Here is a 26,593-nt window from a genome sequence, read left to right on the forward strand (position 1 = left end):
TTTATGCGCGCCCCAACTTTGCAAGAACCTAATATTGGTTCATACATACCGCTTGGCTCCCGCGTATAAAACGCGAGATGTAGGGGAGCAGAATGAATTGTCAACAAACTCTAGGTTTGAGTGGAAATACATGGTGATGTTATTTTTTAGAAAGAGATCATTTTTAAGTGTTCTCGAGTTCAATTTATAAGCTTATTCTTATAAAACCATGTTGCTATTTGTGGCCAAACTTTGTTGTATGCGTTTCATCATCATTCGACTTTCTTTCTTTCAATAATTCTTCTTGCAGCTGTTTTTCAATGCAGTCATCATCAAACAAAGGTTCTTTTTTCTCATATTCTTTAACCTTTTCCTTTATTTTTTCATTTTCAAAAAATTTTTTTGATTTCGATTCGTGGTGATTATTTGAATTATCAGGTTTTCTTGATTTATATGACATTTGATTTTCCTCTACTCAGCGTAAATATCGTTTAATAGTCCAGTTTCTGATCATTGCTATCATTCACATCATATCCTGATTTAGATAATAGTTCATTGGAGCTCATGGATAAACTTCTTTTTATCGATCGAGAGAAAAATTGCTCTCTATTAAGGATTGGCTCTATAAGTCTTTTACCACGAAATTCCGCTAATTTTTCCGAATCATAAATTTCTGCTTTTTTCTCTTTCATATCTATCCATGCAACATAAACAGGAGTGGTACCATGTGGCACGTTAGTATCATAAATAGATATTTGAATGTTTTTATTCCCAATTAATTCTTGATTGGAAAGCATTTCATACGTTGATAAAGTTACATTGCGATGTGAGTTGATTAAATAAGAGGTTTGTACGTATCGACCGGTACTTTCCCCTCGTTGTTGGGCTCTTTTTACTGAGCTTTCAGGATCCACCGTAACAATTGAAATTTCAAGTTTACCATTATCTTGTGTTCCTAATTGAATTCTATCATTTGCTGGAGCTACTCCATCAATCAACATATGAGGCGCACTACATTGATTGACCTTTTGGCGCATTTTTTCGTAGCCCATAAGTGTAATATAAGATGCTTCATCATTGTTTAAAGATACATGCAGCTCATTATTCGTTCCCAATTGTTCCTGGCGTCCTTGGCATACTAATATTCGATGTGTGTCCGTATTAATTTTTACCATATCTCGTTCATCGATACCCTTTGTTGTTTTGGCCTCATGAAGCACTTTAGCGAGAATGGTGCCTTTTCCTGATGCAGGAGCTCCAGCTAACATAAGTGTTAATCGCTCCGCTCCTTGATGTAGTGATAATTTTTGCAGTGGCGCTTCTGCGATAATTGTTCCCTTTGCATCATGGATGGGAAAAAGAGTTTCTTCTGCAACAACCTGATTAATTAGTTCTTTAATTTGAGGCGTTATATTCGACTGAAGGCATTTTTTCATCTCTTCATTGTAAACCATATCTTCTATGGTCATTTTTACTAACAAAGGAAAAGCTTCTTCTTGATTAATATTGTGTTTCAGTAAAAATTTATTTGATACTTGGTATAGTCCACTTTCAAAGGCTGCTTTTATTCTCTCGTAAACCTCTTTGTATTTAGCCAAAGAAGGATCGAGTTCTTCTTTTGCATGGATTGCAGCAAAGGCTTTTAGTGCAGTAATTTGTGCTGTTTCTTGAATTGCGTGCTCAAAATCGTTAAAGTCGATTTTAGAAACTTTGCCATAAATATGGTCTACATATTTATATAAATCAAGTTCTTCACCACATTGAACTTCTGTTTCAATAGTTGCAATGGTATCGAAGTATACGATACGTTCAATTGGATAGGTAATAAGGCTTTGGACCGTGGGGTATTTAGGTTTTTCTGTCTTAGAATATACGGCATTACACGCCATTATTTCAGCAATATCCAGCTTTGGGCGTTGACAGCTTTGCAAATTTGTATGGGTATATATGGGTTCTATGCCAGATTTGATCATTTCTAAAACTTGAGTTGCTGGAACATTTTCGATGTATTTAATTGTTTCATCAATTTTATTAAGCATAGTTCATAACCTATTTAGTCAAAATATTAGTTAAAAAAATTTATTAAAATAATAAAAAACTCATATACTCATGCTAAATGAGCAATACAGTTGTGTATGTTAGGGCGATAATTTTCATTGTCTTTAAGTTAACGTCAGTTATGGATAACGATCCGATCACTTATCCATAACTCATGTAAGTTAATGAAGTCTTCATCTTTATGCAGGTGACACTCATTCTACCAATGGATCACTTGTACATGAATCACAACTCCATACCTTACTGACTGAAGTATGCGGAGGATTCAGTTGTATTATATTTTACACGCTACTGCTTCTCTATACTCGTTGTTGACCTCTTTTTCTGGGAGACGGGCAAAAAACTGATGAATATTTTTATTATGATATAATTTAGGCTTAGCATGTTCTTTCATTGTTCTTGCTAATAGAGGATGCTCAGTAACTAGCTTTTGAGCCTGCTCTTTAATGTATGAATCATTAGATTTTTGAATCATTCCTAAATAATGAACAGCCTTTTTCACATCATTTACATCATTTGTTTGGGCCAATATTTGGCACATCACCAGCATTGCATTAGTACATCCCAAATTAGCTGATTGGCGCATAGTTTGTTTGTACTGAGAAGAATTTGGTGGATAGATGTGCGCTAAATGATATAATGCCATAGGGTTATCTTGAGCTAAGGCCAACATTTTAGGTAAATGCTGTACCACAGCTGCTTTTATGGCTGGATCATTTGGTGACTTATGTAGCTGGTTTACTAATGCAGCAAATTCATTACTTGATGTGGCCATTTCCTTACCCCCAACATTAACTACTCTTTTGTGTAGAATAAAAGATGAAGGTTAAGGTAAGATTAAGCCCAAGTTTCTTTACGATTTTTTTACGTTTTTAAATATTGCCCATCCTAAATGAAACAACATATGCGCTAATATCGCTGTAATCAGCCCATATTGCCAGAATAAGTACCCAAAAAGTAAGGATTGATAAAGGCTAAGAACAATAAAAGAATAGAGAAAACGTCTGCTTGAAATGCAACCAGCAGCTACATAGGCCGGAAGTTGTCCTAGAGCAAATATTAAGCCACTAATAAAAATTGCAATCCACGTGGTGAGGGTGGCATATTCCTTAGTAAAAAGTAAACTAAAAAATACAGTTAAATTCATAAGTCCCCAACGGGCGATAACTTCTTCTACAACACCTCCATAAAGGACACAACCATCAACGCCCAGCGTAAAACGAATTTTTTCTATAATTTCTAGACTTTTTTCGTCGATGATTCGTTTTATTATTCCATAATACAGAATACAAAAAACAAGAAGTCCGAAAAATGCATACAAGAATGCGGGTAATAAAATAGGTAAAAGTACCCCTACTCCAGCGGTACCTTGTAAGAGCGCTTCAAGTTCAGGAGCACGTAAACCAGTAGTTGGAGATAAGACTGTCCCAGCGATACTCAAGATTAAGACCATGAATAGAGTTTGCAAAATGGCAAAACGACTTATTCTTTTTTTTAATTCTTCAGAATTATCGGGTAATAAAAAATAAATTAAACGTTTTATAGCTATGGTTACTCCTGGAATAGATAAGCAGAATAAAACGATAGTTAAGGGCCAATTGAGGATCATTTTTCATCCTTAAGTAATACAGCGTAAAAGAAACCATCCATACCTTGTTCCCCAGGTAGAATTTGTTGACCGTATTCTGTCGTATGTCCCCAAGGCCAAGATTTTTTGATTAAGTTACAGTCAGGATTATTTTTTATAAAGTTAGCTATTTGTTGTTCGTTTTCGGCAATCATTATGGAGCATGTAGCATAAACAAGTACCCCACCTTTTGCTAATAAAGGCCATAAAGCGTGAAGCATAGTATGCTGAATTTTTGTAATAGCGGTAATTTCTTCATCGTTGCGAAGTAATTTAATGTCTGAATGGCGTCGAATAACTCCAGTTGCCGAGCAAGGGGCATCTAATAAAATCCTATCGAAGAATCTTCCGTCCCACCATTGAGATGGGGCTAAAGCATCTCCTTGGAGCAAGGTAGCATGCAAATTGAGACGATTTAAGTTTTCTCGAACTCGGCCTAATCTTTTAGAATCAATATCTACAGCAACACATTCTGCGAGATGAGGTTCTTTTTCTAAAATATGGCAGGTTTTCCCTCCTGGAGCACAACAGGCATCAAGTACACGAAGGCCGGGTTTTAAAGATAATAATGAAGCTGCTAATTGGGCTGCTCCATCTTGTACTGAAACTAAACCTTGAGCAAATCCGGGCAATTGATGTACATCAGACGGTGTTTCTAGAACAATTGCTTCGGGTGCAATAGGATGAGGAGCAGCGGCGATATCTGCTTGCTTTAAAAGATGTAAGTAATCCACTACCGATATTTTTCTCAGATTGACTCTTAAAGTCATAGGAGGATGGGCTTCGTTTGCCTTGGTTATTGCTTGCCAGTCGTTGGGCCAATCCGTTTGCAAACGTTTTAATAACCATTGAGGATGGCCATAAAGAAATAAGGGATCCTTATTAAGTCGAGTGAGAATTTCATTCTGTTGGCGACAAAAATTACGTAATACGGCGTTTAGTAAGCCTTTTGCCCATCCCTTTTTTATTTTTTCAAGTAATGCTACGGTTTCTTTAACTACGGCATAATCAGGTAACTTCATATAGTGCAATTGATAGATTCCTATCAATAGAGCAACCCAGATTTCTATTTCTTTAGGTTTTTTCTGCATGAGGCAGTTTGCTATTGCTTGCAGACGAAAATAATGCCGGCAAAAGCCAAAACAAATTTCTTTAGTCATTGGCGAGACTTCAGCAGAAGATGGCATAAGCTGCGACAAAGACGTTTTTTCAACCAGTAAATGGGTTAGAATGTTTAGGGCATGTAATCGTTCATTAGGCCTCTTTCGAGGCTCTATTGCGGTGGAGCATTGTTTTGAGTCTCTTCGCACTTTTTTCTCTGCGATGAACTGTGAAGGAGGCCTATTCTTGTTCATCAAAGCAAAAACCTACATGCACTTGTGATTTAGAAGCATTTAACCAATCTGCTATAGAAATGACTTTTGCACCAGGAAGCTGAATTTTCTCTACAAGCAAAGCTTGGTCTCCAGTTGCAATCAGTAAGCCTTTTTTATCGATGCTGACTACTGTGCCAGGAGCTTGCCCAAATGGTGTCGCTATAACTTTGGCTTGGTGAATACGTAAGATCTCTTCACCAAAGAAGGTGTATGCTATAGGCCAAGGGTTGAAAGCGCGAATTTTGCGATCAATTTCTGTTGCGGTTTGTTGCCAATTAATACAAGCATCTTCTTTATTAATTTTACTGGCATAAGTGGCTAATTCTTCTTTTTGGATTTCTGGTTTTGCTGTATGGTTGGCTAATTCATTAAGTGTATCCAATAAAGGTTGAGCGGCAATTTGTGCTAGCTTATCATGCAAACTGTTTGCAGTTTCTGTCGATGTTATAGGGCAAATTACTTTATGTAGCATTGCTCCGGTATCCAAACCCGCATCCATTTGCATGATGGTGACCCCAGTTTCTTGATCGCCATTCAAGATGGCTGATTGTATTGGGGAGGCACCTCGCCAGCGAGGTAATAAAGAAGCATGTACATTAATACAACCTAATCTTGGCGTTTCAAGAATTACTTTAGGAAGTATTAATCCATAAGCGATAACAATCATGATATCTGGTTTTAAAGCCGTTAACTCAGCAATTGCTTCAGGATTCTTAAAATTAATGGGTTGATAGACTGGGAGTTGATGTTTTAAAGCCCATTCTTTTACAGCAGAAGCGTGTAGCTTTCGGCCTCGACCCGCAGGGCGATCAGGTTGAGTATAAATCGCTTGGAGATTGTGGTTTGAATGCAACAATGCATCAAGACAAGGAATGCCGAATGCAGGTGTACCCGCAAAAACTATATTTAAGTGGCTCATGATTTGCGTGTGTGTTGACGTTTAAATTTTTCTAATTTTTTTCGTGCCATGGCTTTTTTTAATGGCGAGAGCAAATCAACAAATAACTTACCATTCATGTGATCAATTTCATGTTGCAAGCATTCAGCGAGTAAGCCATCAGCTTGGATTTCAAAGGGGTTACCTGTTCTATCTAATGCTTTTACTGTAACTTTCTCAGCGCGAATCACTGTATCATAAGCGCCAGGGACAGAAAGACAGCCTTCTTCAAATTTTTTTTCCCCTTCAGATGCTATGATTTCAGGATTAATAATAACCAGTTGATTTTTTTTATCGCCGACAACATCGATGACAGATAATCTCAAACCAACACCAATTTGGGGGGCTGCAAGTCCTACACCACGAGCGGCATACATAGTCTCAAACATATCCTCAATTAAAGTTTGTAATTTATCATCAAAATGAACGACAGGTTTTGCAACCTCTCTTAATCGAGCGTCAGGTAAGTAAAGAATTGTATGAATGGCCATTGTTTATCTGGTTCTCTGCATATAAAAATCATGTTATTATCCTTGATATATTGTAAGGCTGCAAGATATTCCAACAAAGGATTGACTCCATGAGATTTGTTCTCTCGCTATTCTTTTTTTTCTTTTCTGCTTTAAATTATGCGTGCTGTTTATTTATTCAATTCGGTGACTAATCCATGAATAATTTACCCTTTTATCTTGCTTTAAACCGAATGGAAAAAGTTGGTCCACGTACTGTGGTAAAGTTGCATAAGCGTTGGCCTGATCTACAACAAATGTTTCAGCTTACAGCAACGGAATTAGAACAAGCGGGAGTATCTAGCGCTTTAGCGCAAACCATAGCTGGTTTTGATTTCAGTTTGATCCAAATGGATTTAGATTGGTTTAAGGCTGCAGAGGATCATCATCTATTGACTTGGGATTCACCAGAATATCCCGCTTTATTAAAAGAAATTACCGATCCTCCTCTAGTTTTATATGCCAAAGGTCAACTTTCTTGTTTGCAGCAACCAAAGCTTGCTATAGTGGGGAGCCGTAATCCAACTGTAACGGGAAGCGAAAATGCGCGAATGTTTGCAAAATCAATTGCAGCTTATGGTGTTACTATTGTAAGTGGCTTGGCTTTAGGGATTGATGCGCACGCTCATATGGGATGTTTGGAGGCTGAAGGCCAGACAATCGCTGTCCTAGGAACAGGAATAGATTGTATTTATCCGCACCGGCATGTAACACTTTCCCAACATATTAGTCAAAATGGGCTTCTATTAAGCGAGTTTCCCTTAAAAAGTCCGCCAATCGCTGGACATTTCCCGAGAAGGAATCGTATAATAAGTGGTTTATCATTGTGCACTTTGGTTGTTGAGTCAGCAGTAAAGAGTGGCTCATTAATCACAGCACGAATGGCCTTGGAACAAAATCGCGATGTTTTAGCGATCCCAGGCTCCATTCATAATCCTATGGCTCGAGGGTGTCATTATCTGTTACAGCAAGGAGCTAAGTTAGTGACTTCAGTGGCTGATGTCCTCGAGGAGTTAATGATTGATTCAAAAGAGCAAACAACGAGTAAAGCGATTTTATCTCTTGCCAGTGAGAATAAAAACCTAGTAAAGTTCATTGGTTTTGAAATGACTACTGTTGATCAGATCATTTTACGTAGTGGATGCACCGTTGAGCAAGTGATTCGCGAGCTTGCAGAATTAGAATTGAGTGGGGCTGTTATATCTGTCCCCGGTGGCTATATGAGGTGTTAGTATATGAAAGATAACTTATTTGAGATGTTGTTGAGTTTATTTGAAACAAGTCTTACGCAGCTACAAAAAAGCCATAAAACCGCTGATCAAGATGCAATCGAATCTAACGACGAAGAGAGTTTGGCTTCTGAAGAGCAGATGGTGCATTTGAAATCGCAACAACATACCTCAACTCGGGTATTTACCTATGATGAGCAAATAAAGCTAACTAAGGCTAGTTATCAATTTCTTGTACGTATGAAATTATGGAACGTTCTTAATACAGAATCTTTTGAAATCATTATGAATCAATTACAATTTTCTGAATCTCGCATTGTGACTCTGCAAGAGACTAAATGGACGATAAGGAATGCGCTAGCTAATAGCCTAGATGAAGATCAATTGGCTTTTCTTGATTTAGTTCTTTATCAATCAGAAGATGAGTTGACATTACATTAATATCATCTATTACCTATATTACGGGAAGATATTTTAAATAGTTCATTCTTTAGCGCCAATGTTCGCCTTTAATTCGCGGATTTTTGGCATTCTTGTGTTGAAATGGGGAAGAAGGATAAGGTTAACATTAAGATGAGTAAACATTTAGTAGTTGTTGAATCACCCGCTAAAGCAAAAACAATTCAAAAATATCTAGGTAATGATTATGAAGTCTTAGCCTCTTATGGACATGTGCGTGATTTACCTGCACGTAAAGGATCTGTGAACCCAGATAAACAGTTTGCCATGACTTATGTTCCTATTGAAAAGAATGCTCGTCATATTGAAACAATCGCAAAAACACTCAAAAAATCGGATTCCCTATTGCTTGCAACAGACCCTGACAGAGAGGGAGAAGCTATTTCTTGGCATATTTATGAATTGATGAAAGAAAAAAATCTTACTAAAGATAAGACCATTCATCGGATTTTTTTTAATGAAATTACTAAATCAGCCATTCAAGATGCTCTAAACCATCCACGTACTATTTCTATGGATTTGGTGAATGCACAACAAGCACGACGAGCATTAGATTATCTAGTAGGCTTTAATCTTTCTCCCTTACTTTGGAAGAAGGTCAGAAGAGGGCTTTCTGCTGGGCGAGTACAAAGTCCCGCTTTGCGTCTTATTGTGGAACGTGAAGAAGAAATCGAAAGTTTTGTTGCCCAAGAGTATTGGAAGATTTTGGCCCAATGTTTTCATGCAAACAGTGCATTTGAAGCGCGTTTAACCCATTATAAAAATGAAAAATTACAACAATTTACAATAGTCCAGCAAGAGCAAGCACAGCAAATTAAAGAGTTTTTGATTAACGAAGCTAAAGGTTTCTTGCTTGTTACGAATATTGAGAAAAAACAACGTAAACGTAAACCTTCTCCTCCATTTATTACGTCAACGTTACAACAAGAAGCTGCACGAAAATTAGGTTTTACCGCTCGCAAGACAATGATGGTCGCCCAACAACTCTATGAAGGAATAGATATAGGAACAGGGACAGTCGGTCTTATCAGCTATATGCGTACTGATTCAGTGAATTTGTCGGTAGAGGCTGTAGAAGAAATTCGCCAATTTATTACAGAACGTTTTGGAGCTGATAATTGTCCAACAAGTCCACGGATTTATAAGACCAAATCTAAAAATGCGCAAGAAGCTCATGAGGCTATTAGACCCACATCTATTAAACGTGTGCCGGAAATGATGCAGGCGTCTCTAACTACGGATCAATATAAGCTCTATAATTTGATTTGGAAACGTACAATTGCGTGCCAAATGGCTGATGCTGTATTAGATACAGTTGCAGTAGACTTAAGTTGTGGTGAAGGTACTATTTTTCGTGCTAATGGTTCTACGGTTACATTTCCTGGATTTCTTTCAGTTTATGAAGAAGGGCGTGATGATACTAAAGACGACGAGAATGACGGTTCTTTATTACCAGTATTGGTCGTGGGTGAAAAAGTACAAGTACAGGATATATTGGCCAATCAACATTTCACTGAGCCACCGCCACGATATTCTGAAGCAACTTTGGTTAAAGCATTAGAAGAGTATGATATAGGTCGTCCTTCAACTTATGCGACAATTATACATACTCTACAACAGCGAGAATATGTTGTTGTTGATAAAAAGCGGTTTTTTCCAACGGATGTAGGTCGTATTGTCAATCGTTTCTTGACAGGCTATTTTACACGTTATGTGGACTATAAGTTTACTGCAGAGCTTGAAGATACTCTTGATGCCGTATCTCGTGGCGAAAAAGAATGGATACCGGTTTTAGATGAGTTTTGGAAACCATTTGTACAACAAATTAAAACTACGGATGAACAAGTACAACGTAAAGATGTGACCTCAGAGGTTTTGGATGAAAAATGTCCAAAATGTGATAAGCCTCTATCAATTAGACTTGGCAAACGTGGACGATTTATTGGATGTACTGGTTATCCAGAATGTGATTATACTCAAGATATTGCCGGCCAGGAAAATGAAAAAAAAGAACCAGAAGTAATTGAGGGAAGAGTTTGTCCTGAATGTTCCAATCCTTTGCATATAAAAGTTGGACGTTATGGTCGTTTTATTGGTTGTAGTAATTACCCTCAATGTAAACACATGGAACCTATAGAAAAGCCTGCTGATACCGGTGTTGATTGTCCTAAATGCCATCAAGCAAAAATATTACAACGCAAATCAAGAAAAGGAAAAATTTTCTACTCATGCGGTAATTATCCTAAGTGTGATTATGCATTATGGAATGAACCAATTAATCAACCTTGTCCGAAATGTAACTGGCCTATTTTAACGGTTAAAGAAAGCAAAAAATTCGGTCGTCAAATTTTATGTCCGCAAGAGGGATGCGGTTATTCTACAAAGGAAGAGTAAAAACGGATAACGTCGTAAAAGGCATAATGCCTTTTACGGCGAACACAAGTGATTAATACCAATCAATAGTGGTTGCTGTAACGTCAACCGCTGGATAGGAATAAACTGCTACAGGTTGAACAGTAGGCACAACTTGTCTGTATTCGACTACATCAGTTGAGTAATAGCATCCCGACATTAATACAGCACTAATTATTAGGATAATCCATTTCATTATAACGCCCCTTTCTTGGATACTTATAAAAATTGTACATTATTTGATCAATTATGGCCAATTTTGAGGCTCATATTGGTATCCATGCTTACAGAGCTCGGCATAAAGAAGTTAAATAATGTTTTATGATTACAATAACTCATTCTTCCTGTTCATTTTGAATCGGTATATACTCATCATCTTCTTAGAAAATAACTCAAACAGGATGTAGCGATGTTAGACAGGGCTATTGTAGTTGATGAGCGGTTTGTAAGTCGGATCCAGCAAGCAGACTTTCCAAAATCCAAAAGTACGATGGATCCGGAAACGGCGGAATTGGATAAGAAAACTGCTATTGACCTCTTTGATTCGCAAATCAAATCGCGTCTGCTTGATTTGATTGCCAGGCAACTGAAAGAAAAGGGTTTATCTTTTTATACTATTGGAAGTAGCGGGCATGAAGGCAATGCGGTATGGGGGCAGGTTTTTCGCGCAGAGGACATGGCTTTTTTGCATTACCGAAGTGGCGCATTTTATTTACAGCGCGCCAAAAAATTTCCAGGCACTGATGGTGTGAGGGATATTTTGTTGTCTTTGGTTGCTGCAGCGACGGATCCAATATCAGGGGGCCGCCATAAAGTATTTGGTAGTGTTCCTTTAAATATTCCGCCACAAACATCGACTATTGCTTCTCATCTGCCTAAAGCCTTAGGGGCAGCAATATCCATTACCCGAGCAAAAGAATTAAAAATTCCTAGTAATTTAAATTCGGATTCAGTCATTCTTTGTTCTTTTGGCGATGCATCTACGAATCATGCTTCTGCACAAGCTACCCTGAATGCTTGCTCCTGGATGGCACAGCAAAATTATCCTTTACCCATAGTTTTTATTTGTGAGGATAATGGAATAGGAATTTCTGTCTCTACTCCTCATGATTGGATAGAGCGCTCTATTTGTGCACGTCCTGGATTGCATTATCTGACTTGTGATGGATTAAATATTGCTGATGCTTATGCCGCGGCTCAGGAAGCGGAGTATTTAGCTCGAATAAAAAAACAACCTGTTTTCTTGCATATGCGTTGTATTCGTTTATTAGGACATGCTGGTTCTGATATTGAATCTCAATATTGCACTCAAGAAGAAATTGAAGCTAGAGAAGCAGATGATCCTTTGCTTCATACCGCAGGGCTGCTTTATGAAGAGGGTTGGATGAGCATTCAAGATATGCTCAGTCTTTACCAAAGCAATAAAGATTTAATCGAAGCCAAAGCCGTAGAAGCGATTAGACAGCCTAAGCTTTCTAGTGCAGATGAAGTAATGTCTTCATTGATTCCGAGGGTATCTCCAAAACAGACTTATTCTCTTCCGAGCGAAGACCAGCGCGTAAACGTTTTTGCCAATGCGTTTTCGCAATTAACTCAAAAGCGTAATTTATGCCAACAGATTAATTTTGCGCTGACAGATTTAATGCTGCAATATCCCAATATGTTGGTGTTTGGTGAAGACGTTGGTAAGAAAGGAGGTGTTTATCGCGTGACTGCGGATTTGCAAGCACGGTTTGGGCGGCGTCGAGTGTTTGATACTCTTTTGGATGAGACAACTATCTTAGGTACTGCTATAGGTTTAGCTCATAATGGATTTATCCCTATCCCAGAAATCCAATTTTTAGCCTATTTACATAATGCAGAAGACCAACTGCGTGGCGAGGCATCTACCTTATCCTTTTTTTCCAGTGGTCAGTACCAAAATCCCATGGTTGTACGTATTGCTTCATTAGCTTATCAAAAAGGATTTGGTGGTCATTTTCATAATGATAACTCTATTGCTGTATTACGTGATTTGCCAGGTGTCATTGTCGCTTGTCCATCCAATGGCCCAGATGCTGCAAAAATGTTGCGTACTTGTATGCGTTTGGCTTATGAGCAAGGGCGAGTTGTTGTGTTTTTAGAACCTATTGCTTTGTATATGACTAAAGATTTACATGTCCCTGGTGATAACGGATGGTTATTTCACTATCCGGCCCCTGATGTTGAGATCCCGTTGGGTGAAGTGGGTATTTATGGTGAAGGAACAACTGTCATTTTGACTTATGCTAATGGTTATTATTTATCACGACAAGCAGCACAAGTACTGCAGGAAGAACATAAAATTTCAGTGAAAGTTGTGGATTTACGTTGGCTTAATCCCTTACCAAGCGATGCTATTTTAAGAGAAATAGCCAAGGCAAAACAGGTGTTAATTGTGGATGAAGGTAGAAGAAGTGGTTCTGTTAGCGAAGGGTTAATGTCTTTGCTCTTGGAAGAAGCTTCATCCAGCTTAAAAATCAAACGAATTACGGGTAAAGATTGCTTTATTCCTTTGGGTAATGCATGGCAGTATTTATTACCCAGTAAAGAAAGTATTATTGACGCTGTAATTGCGTTAGAGTCAGATAAAAGGGAGAAAGAGAGTGGACGACTTGTTGTTTCTTGATGAACAATTGAATGATGACGAGCGTATGATACGTGATAGCGTAGCGCGTTTTGTCAGCAATGATGTAATGCCTTTGATGGCTGACTCCTTTGAACATGCTCAATTTCCACGTGAGTTGATTCGAAAGTCTGCTGAATTAGGTTTACTAGGTTTAACTTTACCTGCAGAATATGGGGGAGCAGAGGCATCTTATGTTGCTTATGGTTTAGTGTGCCAAGAATTAGAAAAAGGGGATAGTGGTCTACGTAGCTTTGTTTCTGTACAAAGTTCTTTATGTATGTTTCCTATTTTTCGGTATGGTAGCGAAGAACAAAAAGTACGTTTTTTACCAGGAATGGCTACCGGCGAGATTATTGGATGCTTTGGTTTGACTGAACCTGATTTTGGCTCTGATCCATCAGGCATGAGAACAACAGCGAAAAAAGTCGATGGAGGTTGGTGTTTGAATGGTGCCAAAATGTGGATAACCAATTCACCAATTGCTGATATTGCTATTGTTTGGGCAAAAACAGATGAAGGCATACGCGGTTTTATTGTGGATACTAAATCCCAAGGTTTAAGTCGCCCTGAAATTAAACTAAAAATGTCGTTACGTGCTTCAATCACCGGAGAATTAGTATTCGATAATGTTTTTGTTCCTGATGAAAATTATCTTCCCGGTAGTGATAAAGGTATAGGTGCTCCTTTAAGTTGCTTAAGCCAGGCACGATATGGTATTGCTTGGGGAGCTATGGGAGCAGCTATGGCTTGTTTCGATATTACCCGCGATTATTTACTGGAGCGCAAGCAATTTAATAAGCCGTTAGCTTCTTTTCAACTCATTCAAAAAGATTTAGCGGATATGTATACTGAAATTATTAAAGCACAGTGCCTTAATTTACAAGTGGGACGAATAAAAGATCATCATCGCGAAAATCCTATAATGATTTCTCTTGCTAAAGGTAATGCTTGTCGCGAGGCATTGAAAATTGCACGAAAATGCAGGAATCTATTAGGGGCAAATGGAATCAGCCTGGAATATCATGTAATTCGCCATATGCTTAATTTAGAATCAGTCTTTACCTACGAGGGCACAGACAATGTTCATACTCTTGTATTAGGAAAACATATTACAGGAATTAATGCTTTTGTTTAATGAAGCAAAATGTGATTAAAGAGTATTAATAATATTTACTCAATGGAGAAAGGTGTAAGCCTGCTCCACGCTACCATTAAGTTAGAGTGATTGTTATTTCCATTAGATGGATCCATTAACAAAGTCGGCATGATGCTGCATTAAAAATGGATTCCCTCGAGAATGACTTCTGCTTCATGGTAGCGCATCATTTTGGCAAGATGAATGAATTTGACGAGTATTGCTAGTGATTTGGTAGAATTTACTTCATAGGGAGTGTGTGAAGTAACGGCGGGTTTGTCGGCAACTTACAGGAGTATCTATGTTTAAAATGATTTTAAGACGTTCTTTAATTTGCAATTTAATCCTATTTAGCATGAATGCTCAGTCCGAGCTAAGTAAAGAATTTTTAGCCAATCAATGTCATCAGTTATCCCATGTCATTATTTCGACTTCGGAAAAACAGAATAGAAAGCAATGCATTGATAAACTTTATAGTGCATCAATACAAGTAAATACAGCAGCAGTTTTGATTATGAGCGATGAGCCGAATTCAGCAAAAGGGATGTTAAATAATGCAGTAGCTGATTTGCAATATGCGGAATTACTCAGCTGTAACCAATACATTCAAATCGTGCATTCAAAATTTGAAGCGCAGAATATTAAAGCATTAGTAATGACAAAAGATTTTCTAAGTTTAAAATAAACTAATTGTAATTATTGTTTAAAATGAGTAAGTTAATGAAGAAAATAAATAAGGAGTGAAATATGACAGGTAAGTTTTATCCACTAGTTATGAGTGGCTTATTTTTAGTAAATGTGGCATTTGCTACTACCCCACCTATTCTTGATAAGGATGGGCCAGTTTGTTCAAGCATGCTTTGTGCATTTAAGAGCCCTGGTGGATTATACGTTAATGGTACTGGTTATTATGTGCAACCCAGTGAAACAGGATTAGGTTTAGTTACTGACAGTTGGTTGTTTGAGGCTCCCGGTGGTTCGCAAGCGCAAAGCAAGCCCTTTAATCCAGGTTATCAATGGGCTGGTAGTGTGGCCATTGGTTATGATATACCTATGACTGCTAATAATGTTGAAGTCAGCTATCTTTATTTAAATAACAAAACTCATGCAGTAAATTCTTTTGCAAATGGCTCCATTTTATTTGGCAGTATTTTATTTCCTGATGCCACTATTCCTATAGATTTTAATCCTGGATTGGTCAGCGATGCATATTTAAGCTATAGAGTAGATCAAGTAGATGTTAAAGCAGGAAGAAAATACAGTGATACTTCTGGAGTATTTACCATTCGCCCTTCTTTAGGGGTGCGATATGCGCAAATAAAACATGAGCTAACTTTTGCGGCTCCAGGAGAATTAAACAGTAAATATAGTGGGGCTGGACCACTGATTGGTTTGGATGGCCACTATAATTTATGGAATGGATTTGGCTTGCTTGGTTATTTTGATTATGCGCTTATGGCGGGGTCGATGCAATCCTATTCCGCTGTTTTTCTTGGATCAAATCTCAGTTTTAATTGGCCTAAACGCAATCGAGTTGTAAATAGCGTTACTGGAAAAATTGGATTAGATTATACACATCAATTGCACAATGCTTCTACTTGGACTGCTGCAGTAGGATATCAAATTAATGAATATTTTAGTGCGATGGATACAATTAGGGGATTTACTGGGGTAGGTAATTTAGGACCTCAACGGATTGCAGGAAATGAAACAAATAATTTCTCCTTTCAGGGGCTTTTCTTAAGTTTAACATTACATGCTTAAAATACGGAGTCCAAGCAAAATATACTCCATTTGATATAATTTAATGGAGTTGACTGACCAGCTAAGAGCTAAGCGTCTTAGCTGGAAGGAATACTCAAGGATGCTTTTTATGATTCGAATTGACTTCCATGAGTTTCTTTACAATGCTCTCAAGCTCACTTTTTTGAATAGCTGTAGTTTGTTCATTATTGAGCTTGCTTTCTAATTTCGCTAAAGAGGTATATTGATAATGAGTACTTTGACTTACAGCATTATTAGTAAATGCTTCTGCAAGATCATTACCATTGTGCTCAATTATTTTTAATAATAAGTTTGTCACTGCAGAGGTATCAATATTTCGGTCCATTGCAATAACTAATGCCTGAACAAGATGCATAATCCCATTTTCACCTTTTCGTATTCCTATCTTGATTGGTTGAGTTAATACTGGGCTCATTGTATCCGGTGATTTTTTAAAAAAATCGTGAATAAGATCAACAAGTAAATTGAACATTTCTGTATTATTTTCAATGTATGATGCGGAAACAAGTGCTGTTAAAATAATATGGAAAGCATGCAATCCTTGATTGTAGCCACTTTGATTGATTTTAGTAAGTGAGTTCATTAATGGCTGGGTATGCCTTTCATTTACTATTAAAAGAATGTTACAAATAGTCTTTACAGCATCAATATTGTCTTGAGAGCATCGCGCCAATGTAGGTATTATAAAATCCATAAACCCAGTTCCAGAAAATGCACCTTTAGTAACTTCTTGGGTTATCGCAAATCCTAACTCATTAGGAGATTGAGTAATAAACTTCGCTAAGAGTTCTGCAATTAAATTTGTTATCGAGTGATTACAATCATACTCGGATGCATTTTTTAACGCGTAAATAAGGTTTAATAAGGCATTTGTCCCACTTGTAAAACCACTTTCAATAGGTTGAACCATAATTGAGGAAAGCGCATTACCCTCTTGTTCCAGTAAATGAGAAAAAATTGAAGCAATAGCGATTAATGTCGGAGAAAAAATAGAATAAAATGTTGCACTGTAGAGTCGATCCATCCAAACAAAAATCCCGGTTTGACCTTTAAATTCACCAGCTTCAATTGTTTTTCCAAGCATCGTTATTGCAAGCTGAGGATATTGTTTACTTAGGTTATAAAGAATAGAGGCGATCTCGTAAGAGGAAGAGAAATTTTTATTTTTCATGGCATTAGACAAACCATGGGTCAGCCAATATAAGGTATTACTCTGTTCGAGTTCAGATTCTGATAAATTGGCTAGATCTAAGTAGGACTTTATTTGATTGATAAGCTCCGACAATTCACTTTCAGAGAGAGCAGGGGCAACATTTCCTTTATATTCTTTAATGGGAGTGTTGAGGAAGTCCTCTTGAATCATTTTTTCAATCATATGCTATGTGGTGAATTGATGTTTTTTTTATTATAACGAGCTTCACTTGGATATTCAAAGATTTTTCATCTAGCAATATTTTTTTACAAATATAGCTCTAATAAATCAAATATCTTACTCATTATTTAGTTTGCATCAATGGCAATAAAAATTTCATTTTATAAATAAACTACTGTTTGCTCTATAATTAATCATAAAGTTAATAATTTTTAATGTAGAGGTCATTATGGATGAAAGAATAGAAAGACCTAAACTGAGTAAACACACGCCATTTTTTATATTACTAGAGAAAACCCAGCGCACTACACTTTATACCTCATATACAGGAGACGAAGAAGATTATATAAATAAAAATGATGGTGTTTTGAAGCAATTACAGACCTATGTGAAGGCAGGTAATGAGGATGCATACAATGAGTTGGTAAATAAATTTCCAGGGCGTATATTTCGAAGAACAAAAGGCGAAGTATATGAAATGTTTGATGAAGGTAAAGAAATTGAAATACGTATTGCATTGCAAGTCAAAGCCCATAGTTTGACTTGGTATTTCTGGAAGCCAGGCGTTATGGATCAATATCCTCAAAGGTTTAGAGACATACTTTATCATTCTGCGGCCCAGGCACATAGAAAAGTGACAAATGGTTGTGATTTATATTATCGTGGTAGTAATTCAGTACATTTAAAATTAATGCATCACTTAGAAATTGAATCACTTCATAATCATAACCACTATCGGTTAAAAAATAATCAACCATATACTCCAGAGGATTTTAATCAACATATGGAGGCTTTAAAAGAAACGGAGGCGTTTACTCAATTCTTTAATGTAGGTGAGATCGAAAAAATTGAAGAGCGCTTTGCTCAATTTTATGCTGATTGGCATACAAAGACGGAAGGGGGATTATCAAAACATGAGGAATATATGCAAGATCCTTCTCAGCGGTTAAACACAGGAGATGTAATCGAATTAATGCTATTTGGCTATCAACAAGAACCTTGTCGTATTAATGTACGTGAATTAACAATTGATTATGATGCAGCAAGAAAAGAAATCGAGGAAGCACTAGAAAAAGGAGGTACTTCCGAATCCCAACTTGAGTTAACCCAAAAGCTTCAAGAAATAGAAAAGCAATATAAAGATCTTTTAAAGTATCGAGAAAAAGGAGGGAGTCGTGGTTTACTTTCAGAAATTGGTGCTACGCGACAAACTTATCAATCGGAATTTAAACCAAATCCCTATGTAGGTGGACAAGACAGCAGCTTTGGAGCTCCGCCAGAAATACCCGAATGGGCTACAAAACTCAAGATACTTGTTGAAGAAGGCAAAAAAGCAATGATTGAGACAAGAGCTGAAAGAGAAATTATAGAGGACTCTCAAAAAGAAGAGGCCATAAAAAGTTTTGAACAAGAAGTTCCTGAGCATATTCGTAGTGCAAATAAGCAAAAGAACATGAAATTTTTTAAAGAAGAAACGAAAGAAGAAACAAAAGAAGACAGTCAAGATGATCTACTGAAGAGACTCCAAAAGAAATAAGTGGATAGAAAACAATATTTATTAAGAGGATAGAAATATGCAAACGACAAAGGTATTTAATGAAGCAGATTACAAGCAAAGAGCGCAGTTAATCCTTCAAAATCTTAATAATGTTCAATTAGACATAGAAAAATACAATAAAGAGCTTTTTCTTCTTGGTGAAAAACTAGACAAAGTCAATTCATTCCCCGAATTTTTTAAGATTGTTAATGACATTATTAAAACAGAATCAGAACTTGATAAATTTCTTATAAAAGAAATGAAGGGTTTGAATCAAAATATAAAAAATATTCTACTACAAGATATGAAAGATAAAAGCGAATTTCAGTCTTTTACTAATGTTCTAAATTTTAATCAAATTATAACGGATAAAATTTTAAAAAATAAAGAGCGGCTAAGTCTCTATCTTTTAAAAGAAGAATTACCTGAACCTAAATATAATCTCGCGAAAAAATTTATTCATTCTATTACTGTTTTAAAGCCAATTACTGAACTCATTGAAAAACAAAAGATTCATTTTAAAACGAAGTTAGATTCAGCAGATTCAATGGAGCAAGTTAATGAGATAGAAAGACAAATTGATGCCCAGGATCGTGATTTGTTAGAGGCTTATCAGACGTTAATTAATTTTCCAGAAGATGAACAAACTGCTGAGTCTGTTATTAAATTTTTAGAGAAAAATCAACACTTCAAAACCATTCTAGAGTCTTTTGATTTTGCTGAATCTTTAATGGATGATGTTCTAAATGCAAAAGTAAGGGTTTCTGTTTCTCAGAATCATGGCCTTAATTAATATGAGAAAGGAGTATAGGTTAATAAATTAAGAAATACTGTGAGTAAGTTAACCCGATTTTATAAAATAAGTGGAACATCTTTTAAACTCTATTGAAGTGTGAGCTCAATTCTAAATGAGTTCAATAGGAGATTTCTTGAATAAATACTCTTGCTCTTGTTATTTCTTCCAGACTTCGTTATCATTTGCCAGCAGTCGGGGCGTAGCGCAGCCTGGTAGCGTACTAGCATGGGGTGCTAGTGGTCGAAGGTTCAAATCCTTCCGTCCCGACCAAGCCCAGCAAGGGTTATAGACAAAAAATTTTTAATACACAAATTCCTGGCTACACTTCTGGCTACACTTTTTGGAAATACTCCAAATGAGCGTAACAAATATCCTTTTTTTTTGATAATTTGTTGCCCCATATCTAGCCCATCAAAGAAATGTTTAATGCGTTGATCGGCCAGGATTTTTCGATAGAAAATATTCACAGCAGAAGTAGTAACAGTATCTTGGCCACCACCTAGACATTCATATAGGGATGCAGGCATAATCTAAACTCCAAATGAAAAATGAAAGAAGTTTGGGTAATTTTCATCCCGCAATCCCTTGCTTAAGAATTTAAATAAGTTGAAAACTATTAATTATGAAACCTCTTGCACGTGGATATATACATTTAGCAGCATTTTTTATCACTCTTTGTGCATGCACTATACTAATCATTTACAGCAACGGGGCTTACGCCATTTTTGCCAGTGTAACATATAGTATTAGCCTTATTGGACAATATGGTGTGAGTGCGCTTTATCATACCCGCATGTGGACTCGGCAAAAATATTTATTACTTAGACGCATTGATCATGCAGCTATTTTTGTTTTAATAGCAGGATCAGCAACTCCCATTTGTCTACTTAAGTTAAAGAACGCATCTGGATTGCAACTTTTATTCGTCTTTTGGCTAGTTGCAATAATTGGAATGTTAATAACGACCTTATGGACTCACGTACCCAAATGGTCTAGAGCGGTTCTTTATGTTGCTATGGGTTGGATTGGAATTCTCTATTTTCCCGAAATTAAATCTTCGCTAGACACAACAAATATTCAGCTATTAGTAATAGGAGGAGTTGCCTATACACTAGGTGCTCTAATCTATGCTTTTAAGTGGCCGGATCCCTTTCCTAGCGTCTTTGGATATCATGAAGTCTTTCATGTTTTCGTTGTCTTGGGGAGTGGGTTGCATTTTTGTCTTAACTATAATATAGCTACTTAATTCTGTATCTGAGTTTCGTCATCGATTGGCAAGTTCGTAGGATAAACCCTGCTTGGTACCAAGCAGGGTTTATCCTACCAACGAATACCCCTTCAGTAACATTTCTTTTGATGCAACAGGCCAATGAAATCAACATACCCTATTTGTCTTTTTTTATTTACTTTTTAAAAGGATTTTTTCCCTTACCTTCCTGCTCGGTTAAGGGATGTTCGGACTGACTTGTATGATGCTCAGATATAAAGTTATGAATATCAGGTTGATTACTCATTGAGTCATCCGGTAGGCTCATCTGGTTTAATAATAAACCTGTTTCTGGTTCTGGCATTCCCATCTTACGCTCTAATTTAGTCATCCTGTTTTTTACCCTATCTTCCTTTTTATCAGAAATATCCTTACTGAGCACTGGCACATCCTTTTGTTTCTCATTCGAACTAATGGGTTTGTCTATTGAGATACCCTTCTTACTCTCTGTGAGGATCTTTTTGTGTGCGGGTATATTTTTCTTGCTTTCAGGTAGCGCTCTCTTAAGAGCTGATACTTCCTGTTCACGTGTAGACTTGGTTGTTTTTTGTTCTGACTTAACTCTGTTTTGTATGGGTGTACTCTTGGATGCAGTCTTACTTTTTGATTTCATCAAGGTATTCTTAGTAGGGGCAATTTTATTTTTATTTGCAGTTTTCTTATGCTCCGAAGGTTTCACCGTTTTCGTCATTATTTCAGAGACAGTCTTCTGATTTTTAGACAGCCCAGCACCTGAATTTTTAATTGATTGAACTGTATTTTCTTTAAATTGTTTTGAAAGCGATAAAAAAGAATATTCTAAAAGTTGAAATGATTGTGTCATATAATCTAGAATCATATGACTATTTTCCATCATAAGCTTAATCTGTTTATCCAGTAATTCTCCAGGCTGTTTCATTGAGGACATATCTTCAACCGTTAAATACTTTAAACCTTGTAATGTCTTAACATTAAGATCCAGCATTTCTTGATATGGTTTTTGCATTTCACCCATCATCATAGTCCAATTTTGTAAATAGTCCTGATTCATGATTATCTCCATAAGGTTACAAAACATAATTGTTAGACTAGCAAATTAATTAATCTATCGCGAATTTATTGGGAAGGTAAAACTGATTAAGTGAGACAATTTACACTAACAATCGAAAATAGCTTGTATTAGGTACTATTGATTTTTAGAGTCACAGAAAAAAACTACCTAACACCTGAGCGGAAGCTGACTATCTTAAATATGAAAGGTAAAGGCACACCCCTCCACTAAGGATTACAAAACCCTTTTTGATAGGGCATTTTATCGTCGGATCTTGTCACTGAACTCTGGGAGCAAGATCTAATGAAGGATGGGGCCAAAAACTTTCCAGCCTATTATGGCTAATAAAATAAATAACATTATATTGCCACCGACGATACCATAGTTGCCACGAGAAAACTCAGTTCGATGCCAATACAATCCGAAAAGTAACCAAACGAGCATCAGAACCCAAAACAAAACTCCAATAGGCATTTTATACTCCTTGTTTGTTAACCAGAAACTGCATTTACAATTTAATCATTAAACTACAACCACCATAGTAAATTATAGCTGATAATTACTCCCATTTAGTTGGATTGATGTTATTTATATGACGTAAGTTTATGAAAATGAAAGGTGATATTTACAAAAGAGTGTTGTGGATATATGTGATCCACTCTCACTATGCTCTAAAAAAATTAGATATTTCGCTGCAATTAGAAGCACTTTTTTCTATGAAAAGATTATTTTGTCCTATTAGCTTGATTTCCCCCCTCATTATCCATGGCTTTTTTTGCTTCGAGCTCTTCTTTTTCTTGTGTTTGTTCAGGTTCTTCTTGGTGAGAAGAATGAGACATATCACATACAGGACAAGATGAGTGTTTTGATGGACAAACGTAACAACACAACTTATTAAACAGACATAAAACAACTCCCGCAGCAAATAATGCAACTATTCCAAGACCACTGTGAGTAGAGATAGTTAAGCCGGTTGCGATAACCAATAGGATAACGCCTAGCATTTCAAAGCGCAGCGTCCAAAGACATGTGATCTTCGAGCATTCCATTTTTTTCATTTTATTACTCCTAGTATTAACGATGCATTGATGTTATTAACGTAACTGTGATTTTATTAATTCTAGACTACTATTTGACTCTTCGTAACTTTGCGTTGGAAGTTAGCCTCCTTAGGCTGAACCTAGAGTACGCTTTCAGAGCTTTGTTTAGTGTGTTTTATACTACTATTCAATAACAATAGGTCAAAGTCCACAGCACTTTTCTTATCAAACTCTGGTATTGATTTTCAAACTGATGCTGATTGCAGTAACCCAAAGATGAATGTAACTTATGGGTTTTATAAATAGGGTTCTATGACTCAGGATTTCCTGCGTAGCATCCAATTGGGTTTGGTAGTTATGGCAATGAAGTCCTTACTGAAGCCAAACTAAAAAGTGTAAAATTGGGGCGAAGTCGAACTGATGCTCGCCAAAAAATAGTTTCGCTGTATACTCTAGGCATAGGTGCAACAGAAATTGCAAGATAAGTTCGATTTGGAAGATCAACAGTATCAATCACAACGAAACTCAGCAGAGTAATGAGCTAATCAAACGCATTATCTTATCTGTTTGAAGCTTTACAAAAGCATTTGAGCAAGTAATGCGAGCTTTATTTATGATAGTCTAATAATTATTGGTTAAGGATAAACGAGTGCCATTAAATCCACAGTTACCTAAAGAACCCATACATTGGGTATCTAAACCATTAGATAGATTTATTCGTATTGAGACAAGTACAGCAGGCATACTCTTGCTCTCCACTATAGTGGCTCTAATTTTAGCGAATTCTCCTTGGTCTGAATCTTTTTTATCTATTTGGAAAATATCTTTAGGAATTCACCTGGGGAGTTTTGAGTTTGCTCGTCCAATCCATGGCTGGATAAATGATGGACTAATGACCTTATTTTTCTTTTTTGTGTCTTTAGAATTAAAAAGAGAATTGGTGTTAGGTGAACTACGAAATCCTAGAATGGCAGCACTTTCCATTATCGCGGCTATTGGTGGGATGATTGTCCCAGCCTTATTTTACTTCCTGCTCCAACTAGGTGAACCAGGACAAAATGGCTGGGGTACAGTTATGGCAACGGATACCGCTTTTGTGATTGGATGCTTGGCTTTATTGGGTAAACACATTCCTCAAAGTCTGCGAATATTCATGTTGTCATTAGCTATTATTGATGACATTGGCGCAATCCTAATTGTTGCTATTGGTTATAGCCAGGGGGTTTCTTGGATGGCTCTTGCAATATCAATATTAGGGTTTACTCTCGTGTACCTGATGAAAAAAATAGGAATTCGCAGCATAACTGTATTTTTTTGTATTGGAGTCCTGACATGGATTTCAATTGATGCATCTGGTATTCAACCCACCATTACTGGCGTTATTCTTGGATTAATGACCCCAACTGGTGCATGGGTAAATGATACACGATTACATAAAATTTTAGAGCATATGGTTTCTTATCCTCCAGGAGAGCATTGGAGTGGAGATACCAATGATCGCAAAGCATTACACATTGCTGAAGTAGCTGTTCGTGAAACCCTTTCCCCAGTTGAGCGACTGGAAATCCTATTGCACCCATGGATTGGTTATCTAATATTACCCTTGTTTGCACTAGCTAATGCAGGAGTGTTGATATCATTTTCAGATTTTAATGGAGTTACTCTATCTGTATTTTTAGGATTCATTCTGGGTAAACCTATAGGGGTTTTCGGTTTTAGTTTTATCGCTGAATTTCTTGGGTTAGCGAAGAGACCTAGAACTCTTAACTGGATATTATTAGCGTGTGGCAGTATATTGACCGGAATCGGGTTTACAATGGCTATTTTCATAGCTAATTTAGCATTCAATGAAAATCTTAATAATTCCGCTCGGTTGGGTATATTGTTAGCAAGTATATTCTGCGCCCTAGTAGGTGTTTTTGCGCTTTTTATATACAAATTATTTTTTCAGTCAGAATTAAACGCTAATGCTTCTGAATAATTTTTTTATAGCTTTGCGACTCTTTGAAAAATCAAAATGGCTCGTTTAAGCTATACTGCATAGATAAGGTTTGTATAAACATTTTATTTTTATATCTTCGCAAAAAACATGTAATCACATTATACCTTATCTTGTTCGCATTGATAGCGCATCTTATTTTTTCTTAGGGAGAACGATATGTTTACTTACACTGCTCAATTATATTTTGATAATATAAAGATAAATAATCGTTCTGGAAATGATTTAGACTCTCTATTTGTTTGGATGCTAACCCAAGCGCAGGGAAAGCTCGGTAACTTAAACGGTAAAATTACGAATAACAAAACACATTTTCTCGAAAAAGAATTTAGAACTTGTGCTTATGACTAACTCATTTATGTAAATTTTGCACGGAGTTGCGTCCGAACAATCAATTGTTAACTTCTGTGCTACAGTTAATGTGTGGATGTAATTTCAAGGAGGACATAATGCTTAGTACAATATTACTTGTGGTTTTAATACTGATTTTAATTGGTGCCTTGCCAACATGGGGACATAGTAGAGAGTGGGGGTATGCACCATCAGGAATTATAGGGACCATTTTAATAATTTTTTTAATATTATATTTGCTAGGTCGTGTATAGGTTAGGTTCTTATTCTCTATACTGAGTCAGGTTTCATATGAGTCTCGATTTGAGAGCGCTTTCATATTTTTTCCCTGGTTATTAACCATTATATTTCAAATTATAGTTTTAACTTTGAGACCAGCATCTTTTATGCAGAAAATTTTAACCTAAAAAACAGTTAATCTCTTTGCGAGAATGATAATTAGCGCTAACCTACCTATTAATTAAAATAGCCATTTAATAAATCAGTTACAAAATCATTAGGCCAATCACCACTGCTATAACTCATATTGTTTTTTAATAGAACTCTTTTCTATGGTTATCCATACTTGCGCACCGACAATTTGGTTTGGATCATAACTTGAGCCATTCTCTATCGTTATTTTTAAATTCATTAGCATAAAACCCATTCCTATTTAGAATGTTTCTAAAATCTTCTTTTATTACATCCTTTTCACCATACATTATTTATTTATTAAATTGTAACTTAAAGGCAAGGCACCATCTCACCAGCATCAACATAATATCCTGTTTAAAATGTTTTCACTTGAAGTTGAGCATTGACTGAGACACCTAAAAGGCAAAAGACTCTATCAAAATCCAACATTTTTTGCGACAAAGGCTAACATATTCAGACAGGTAATCAGTCTATTTTTGAGCAGTTTTATGGTCTCGCGGCATAAACTCGCCCAGAATTCCTACGGTTTACGTTACTAATAATTTTTGCGACAAAGCCACAATTCACCTATTTTATTTAAATAAGGGCATTATTATAGAAAGCCGAACATAGACTATAATTAAACTTAATGAAT

At 36.5% G+C, this 26,593-nt stretch carries 26 protein-coding genes and 1 tRNA gene; 14 read left to right on the plus strand and 13 right to left on the minus strand.

Annotated elements, in window-relative coordinates:
• Positions 1-214: 214 nt before the first annotated feature.
• The 7 genes from DYH34_RS03205 to def form a co-directional block, all read right to left on the minus strand.
• On the minus strand, positions 215-439 hold the full coding sequence (locus DYH34_RS03205; RefSeq protein ID WP_058463447.1) for a hypothetical protein: 225 nt from the start codon (positions 437-439) through the stop codon (positions 215-217).
• A 31-nt stretch (positions 440-470) separates the two neighbouring features.
• Positions 471-2,018: a zeta toxin family protein gene (locus DYH34_RS03210; protein WP_058463446.1), complete on the minus strand. Its 1,548-nt coding sequence runs from the start codon at positions 2,016-2,018 to the stop codon at positions 471-473.
• A 293-nt stretch (positions 2,019-2,311) separates the two neighbouring features.
• Entirely contained in the window at positions 2,312-2,812 is a 501-nt protein-coding gene (locus DYH34_RS03215; protein ID WP_058463445.1) for a hypothetical protein, read from the minus strand.
• Positions 2,813-2,890: 78 nt separating this feature from the next.
• A complete protein-coding gene (locus DYH34_RS03220; RefSeq protein ID WP_058463444.1) occupies positions 2,891-3,646 on the minus strand; it encodes a CPBP family glutamic-type intramembrane protease in 756 nt (251 codons plus the stop codon).
• Positions 3,643-5,019 (minus strand): 16S rRNA (cytosine(967)-C(5))-methyltransferase RsmB, encoded by a 1,377-nt coding sequence (gene rsmB / locus DYH34_RS03225; RefSeq protein ID WP_058463443.1) that lies wholly within the window; start codon positions 5,017-5,019, stop codon positions 3,643-3,645. Before rsmB ends, DYH34_RS03220 begins: the two co-directional genes overlap by 4 nt.
• Entirely contained in the window at positions 5,006-5,959 is a 954-nt protein-coding gene (gene fmt / locus DYH34_RS03230) for a methionyl-tRNA formyltransferase (RefSeq protein WP_058463442.1), read from the minus strand. Before fmt ends, rsmB begins: the two co-directional genes overlap by 14 nt.
• Positions 5,956-6,468, minus strand: coding sequence for a peptide deformylase (gene def / locus DYH34_RS03235; RefSeq protein ID WP_058463441.1), 513 nt, complete (start codon positions 6,466-6,468; stop codon positions 5,956-5,958). The genes fmt and def overlap by 4 nt, the downstream gene beginning before the upstream one ends.
• Positions 6,469-6,644: 176 nt before the next feature.
• Between def and dprA the strand changes: the two genes are divergently transcribed.
• The 3 genes from dprA (at position 6,645) to topA (ending at position 10,568) form a co-directional block, all read left to right on the plus strand.
• A complete protein-coding gene (dprA, locus tag DYH34_RS03240) occupies positions 6,645-7,718 on the plus strand; it encodes a DNA-processing protein DprA (RefSeq protein ID WP_058463440.1) in 1,074 nt (357 codons plus the stop codon).
• Positions 7,719-7,721: 3 nt separating this feature from the next.
• A complete protein-coding gene (locus tag DYH34_RS03245; protein ID WP_058463439.1) occupies positions 7,722-8,156 on the plus strand; it encodes a DUF494 family protein in 435 nt (144 codons plus the stop codon).
• Positions 8,157-8,288: 132 nt separating this feature from the next.
• On the plus strand, positions 8,289-10,568 hold the full coding sequence (topA, locus tag DYH34_RS03250) for a type I DNA topoisomerase (protein WP_058463438.1): 2,280 nt from the start codon (positions 8,289-8,291) through the stop codon (positions 10,566-10,568).
• Between the two features lie 52 nt (positions 10,569-10,620).
• Here topA and DYH34_RS17935 read toward each other — a convergent pair whose 3' ends face one another.
• Positions 10,621-10,782, minus strand: a complete 162-nt coding sequence (locus DYH34_RS17935; protein ID WP_165481789.1) for a hypothetical protein — start codon at positions 10,780-10,782, stop codon at positions 10,621-10,623.
• Positions 10,783-10,995: 213 nt separating this feature from the next.
• Between DYH34_RS17935 and DYH34_RS03255 the strand changes: the two genes are divergently transcribed.
• From DYH34_RS03255 to DYH34_RS03270, 4 genes are all read left to right on the plus strand, one after another.
• Complete coding sequence (locus tag DYH34_RS03255) at positions 10,996-13,233, plus strand: thiamine pyrophosphate-dependent enzyme (protein WP_058463437.1); 2,238 nt, start codon at positions 10,996-10,998, stop codon at positions 13,231-13,233.
• On the plus strand, positions 13,211-14,368 hold the full coding sequence (locus tag DYH34_RS03260) for an acyl-CoA dehydrogenase family protein (RefSeq protein ID WP_058463436.1): 1,158 nt from the start codon (positions 13,211-13,213) through the stop codon (positions 14,366-14,368). Before DYH34_RS03255 ends, DYH34_RS03260 begins: the two co-directional genes overlap by 23 nt.
• 301 nt (positions 14,369-14,669) lie before the next feature.
• Complete coding sequence (locus DYH34_RS03265) at positions 14,670-15,053, plus strand: hypothetical protein (protein WP_058463435.1); 384 nt, start codon at positions 14,670-14,672, stop codon at positions 15,051-15,053.
• A 62-nt stretch (positions 15,054-15,115) separates the two neighbouring features.
• Positions 15,116-16,132, plus strand: a complete 1,017-nt coding sequence (locus DYH34_RS03270) for an Lpg1974 family pore-forming outer membrane protein (protein ID WP_058463434.1) — start codon at positions 15,116-15,118, stop codon at positions 16,130-16,132.
• Positions 16,133-16,226: 94 nt separating this feature from the next.
• On the opposite strand, the gene DYH34_RS03275 is transcribed toward DYH34_RS03270, so the two are convergent.
• Complete coding sequence (locus DYH34_RS03275; RefSeq protein WP_238589411.1) at positions 16,227-17,516, minus strand: hypothetical protein; 1,290 nt, start codon at positions 17,514-17,516, stop codon at positions 16,227-16,229.
• Positions 17,517-17,754: 238 nt separating this feature from the next.
• Here DYH34_RS03275 and DYH34_RS03280 point away from each other — a divergent pair, with 238 nt between their 5' ends.
• From DYH34_RS03280 to DYH34_RS03290, 3 genes are all read left to right on the plus strand, one after another.
• Positions 17,755-19,062: a hypothetical protein gene (locus tag DYH34_RS03280; protein ID WP_058463432.1), complete on the plus strand. Its 1,308-nt coding sequence runs from the start codon at positions 17,755-17,757 to the stop codon at positions 19,060-19,062.
• Between the two features lie 37 nt (positions 19,063-19,099).
• Positions 19,100-19,855 carry a hypothetical protein gene (locus tag DYH34_RS03285; RefSeq protein WP_058463431.1) on the plus strand — a complete coding sequence of 252 codons (756 nt, stop codon included), beginning with the start codon at positions 19,100-19,102 and terminating at the stop codon, positions 19,853-19,855.
• 196 nt (positions 19,856-20,051) lie between these two features.
• Positions 20,052-20,128 (plus strand) — tRNA-Pro (locus DYH34_RS03290).
• Here the strand turns inward: DYH34_RS03290 and DYH34_RS03295 are convergent.
• On the minus strand, positions 20,107-20,385 hold the full coding sequence (locus DYH34_RS03295) for a globin family protein (protein ID WP_083502696.1): 279 nt from the start codon (positions 20,383-20,385) through the stop codon (positions 20,107-20,109). The two genes, DYH34_RS03290 and DYH34_RS03295, sit on opposite strands and share 22 nt — an antisense overlap.
• A gap of 95 nt (positions 20,386-20,480) precedes the next feature.
• Between DYH34_RS03295 and trhA the strand changes: the two genes are divergently transcribed.
• Entirely contained in the window at positions 20,481-21,104 is a 624-nt protein-coding gene (gene trhA / locus DYH34_RS03300; RefSeq protein ID WP_058463430.1) for a PAQR family membrane homeostasis protein TrhA, read from the plus strand.
• A gap of 157 nt (positions 21,105-21,261) precedes the next feature.
• Here the strand turns inward: trhA and DYH34_RS18160 are convergent, their stop codons facing one another.
• The 3 genes from DYH34_RS18160 to DYH34_RS03310 form a co-directional block, all read right to left on the minus strand.
• Positions 21,262-22,155, minus strand: coding sequence for a hypothetical protein (locus DYH34_RS18160; RefSeq protein WP_058463429.1), 894 nt, complete (start codon positions 22,153-22,155; stop codon positions 21,262-21,264).
• Between the two features lie 300 nt (positions 22,156-22,455).
• Positions 22,456-22,629: a hypothetical protein gene (locus DYH34_RS17940; protein WP_157061439.1), complete on the minus strand. Its 174-nt coding sequence runs from the start codon at positions 22,627-22,629 to the stop codon at positions 22,456-22,458.
• Between the two features lie 251 nt (positions 22,630-22,880).
• The gene (locus DYH34_RS03310) at positions 22,881-23,213 is read right to left on the minus strand and encodes a hypothetical protein (protein WP_058463428.1); all 333 of its coding nucleotides are present in this window, start codon (positions 23,211-23,213) and stop codon (positions 22,881-22,883) included.
• 631 nt (positions 23,214-23,844) lie between these two features.
• Here DYH34_RS03310 and nhaA point away from each other — a divergent pair.
• The 3 genes from nhaA to DYH34_RS03325 all read left to right on the plus strand — a co-directional run bounded on the left by nhaA (position 23,845) and on the right by DYH34_RS03325 (position 25,799).
• The gene (gene nhaA, locus DYH34_RS03315; RefSeq protein ID WP_065240084.1) at positions 23,845-25,176 is read left to right on the plus strand and encodes a Na+/H+ antiporter NhaA; all 1,332 of its coding nucleotides are present in this window, start codon (positions 23,845-23,847) and stop codon (positions 25,174-25,176) included.
• Between the two features lie 177 nt (positions 25,177-25,353).
• Entirely contained in the window at positions 25,354-25,545 is a 192-nt protein-coding gene (locus DYH34_RS03320; protein WP_058463426.1) for a hypothetical protein, read from the plus strand.
• Positions 25,546-25,643: 98 nt separating this feature from the next.
• Positions 25,644-25,799, plus strand: a complete 156-nt coding sequence (locus tag DYH34_RS03325; protein WP_182393494.1) for a DUF3309 family protein — start codon at positions 25,644-25,646, stop codon at positions 25,797-25,799.
• The last annotated feature ends 794 nt before the right edge of the window (positions 25,800-26,593 follow it).

It is taken from the genome of Legionella cincinnatiensis (assembly GCF_900452415.1).
In the GTDB taxonomy this organism is placed as follows: domain Bacteria; phylum Pseudomonadota; class Gammaproteobacteria; order Legionellales; family Legionellaceae; genus Legionella; species Legionella cincinnatiensis.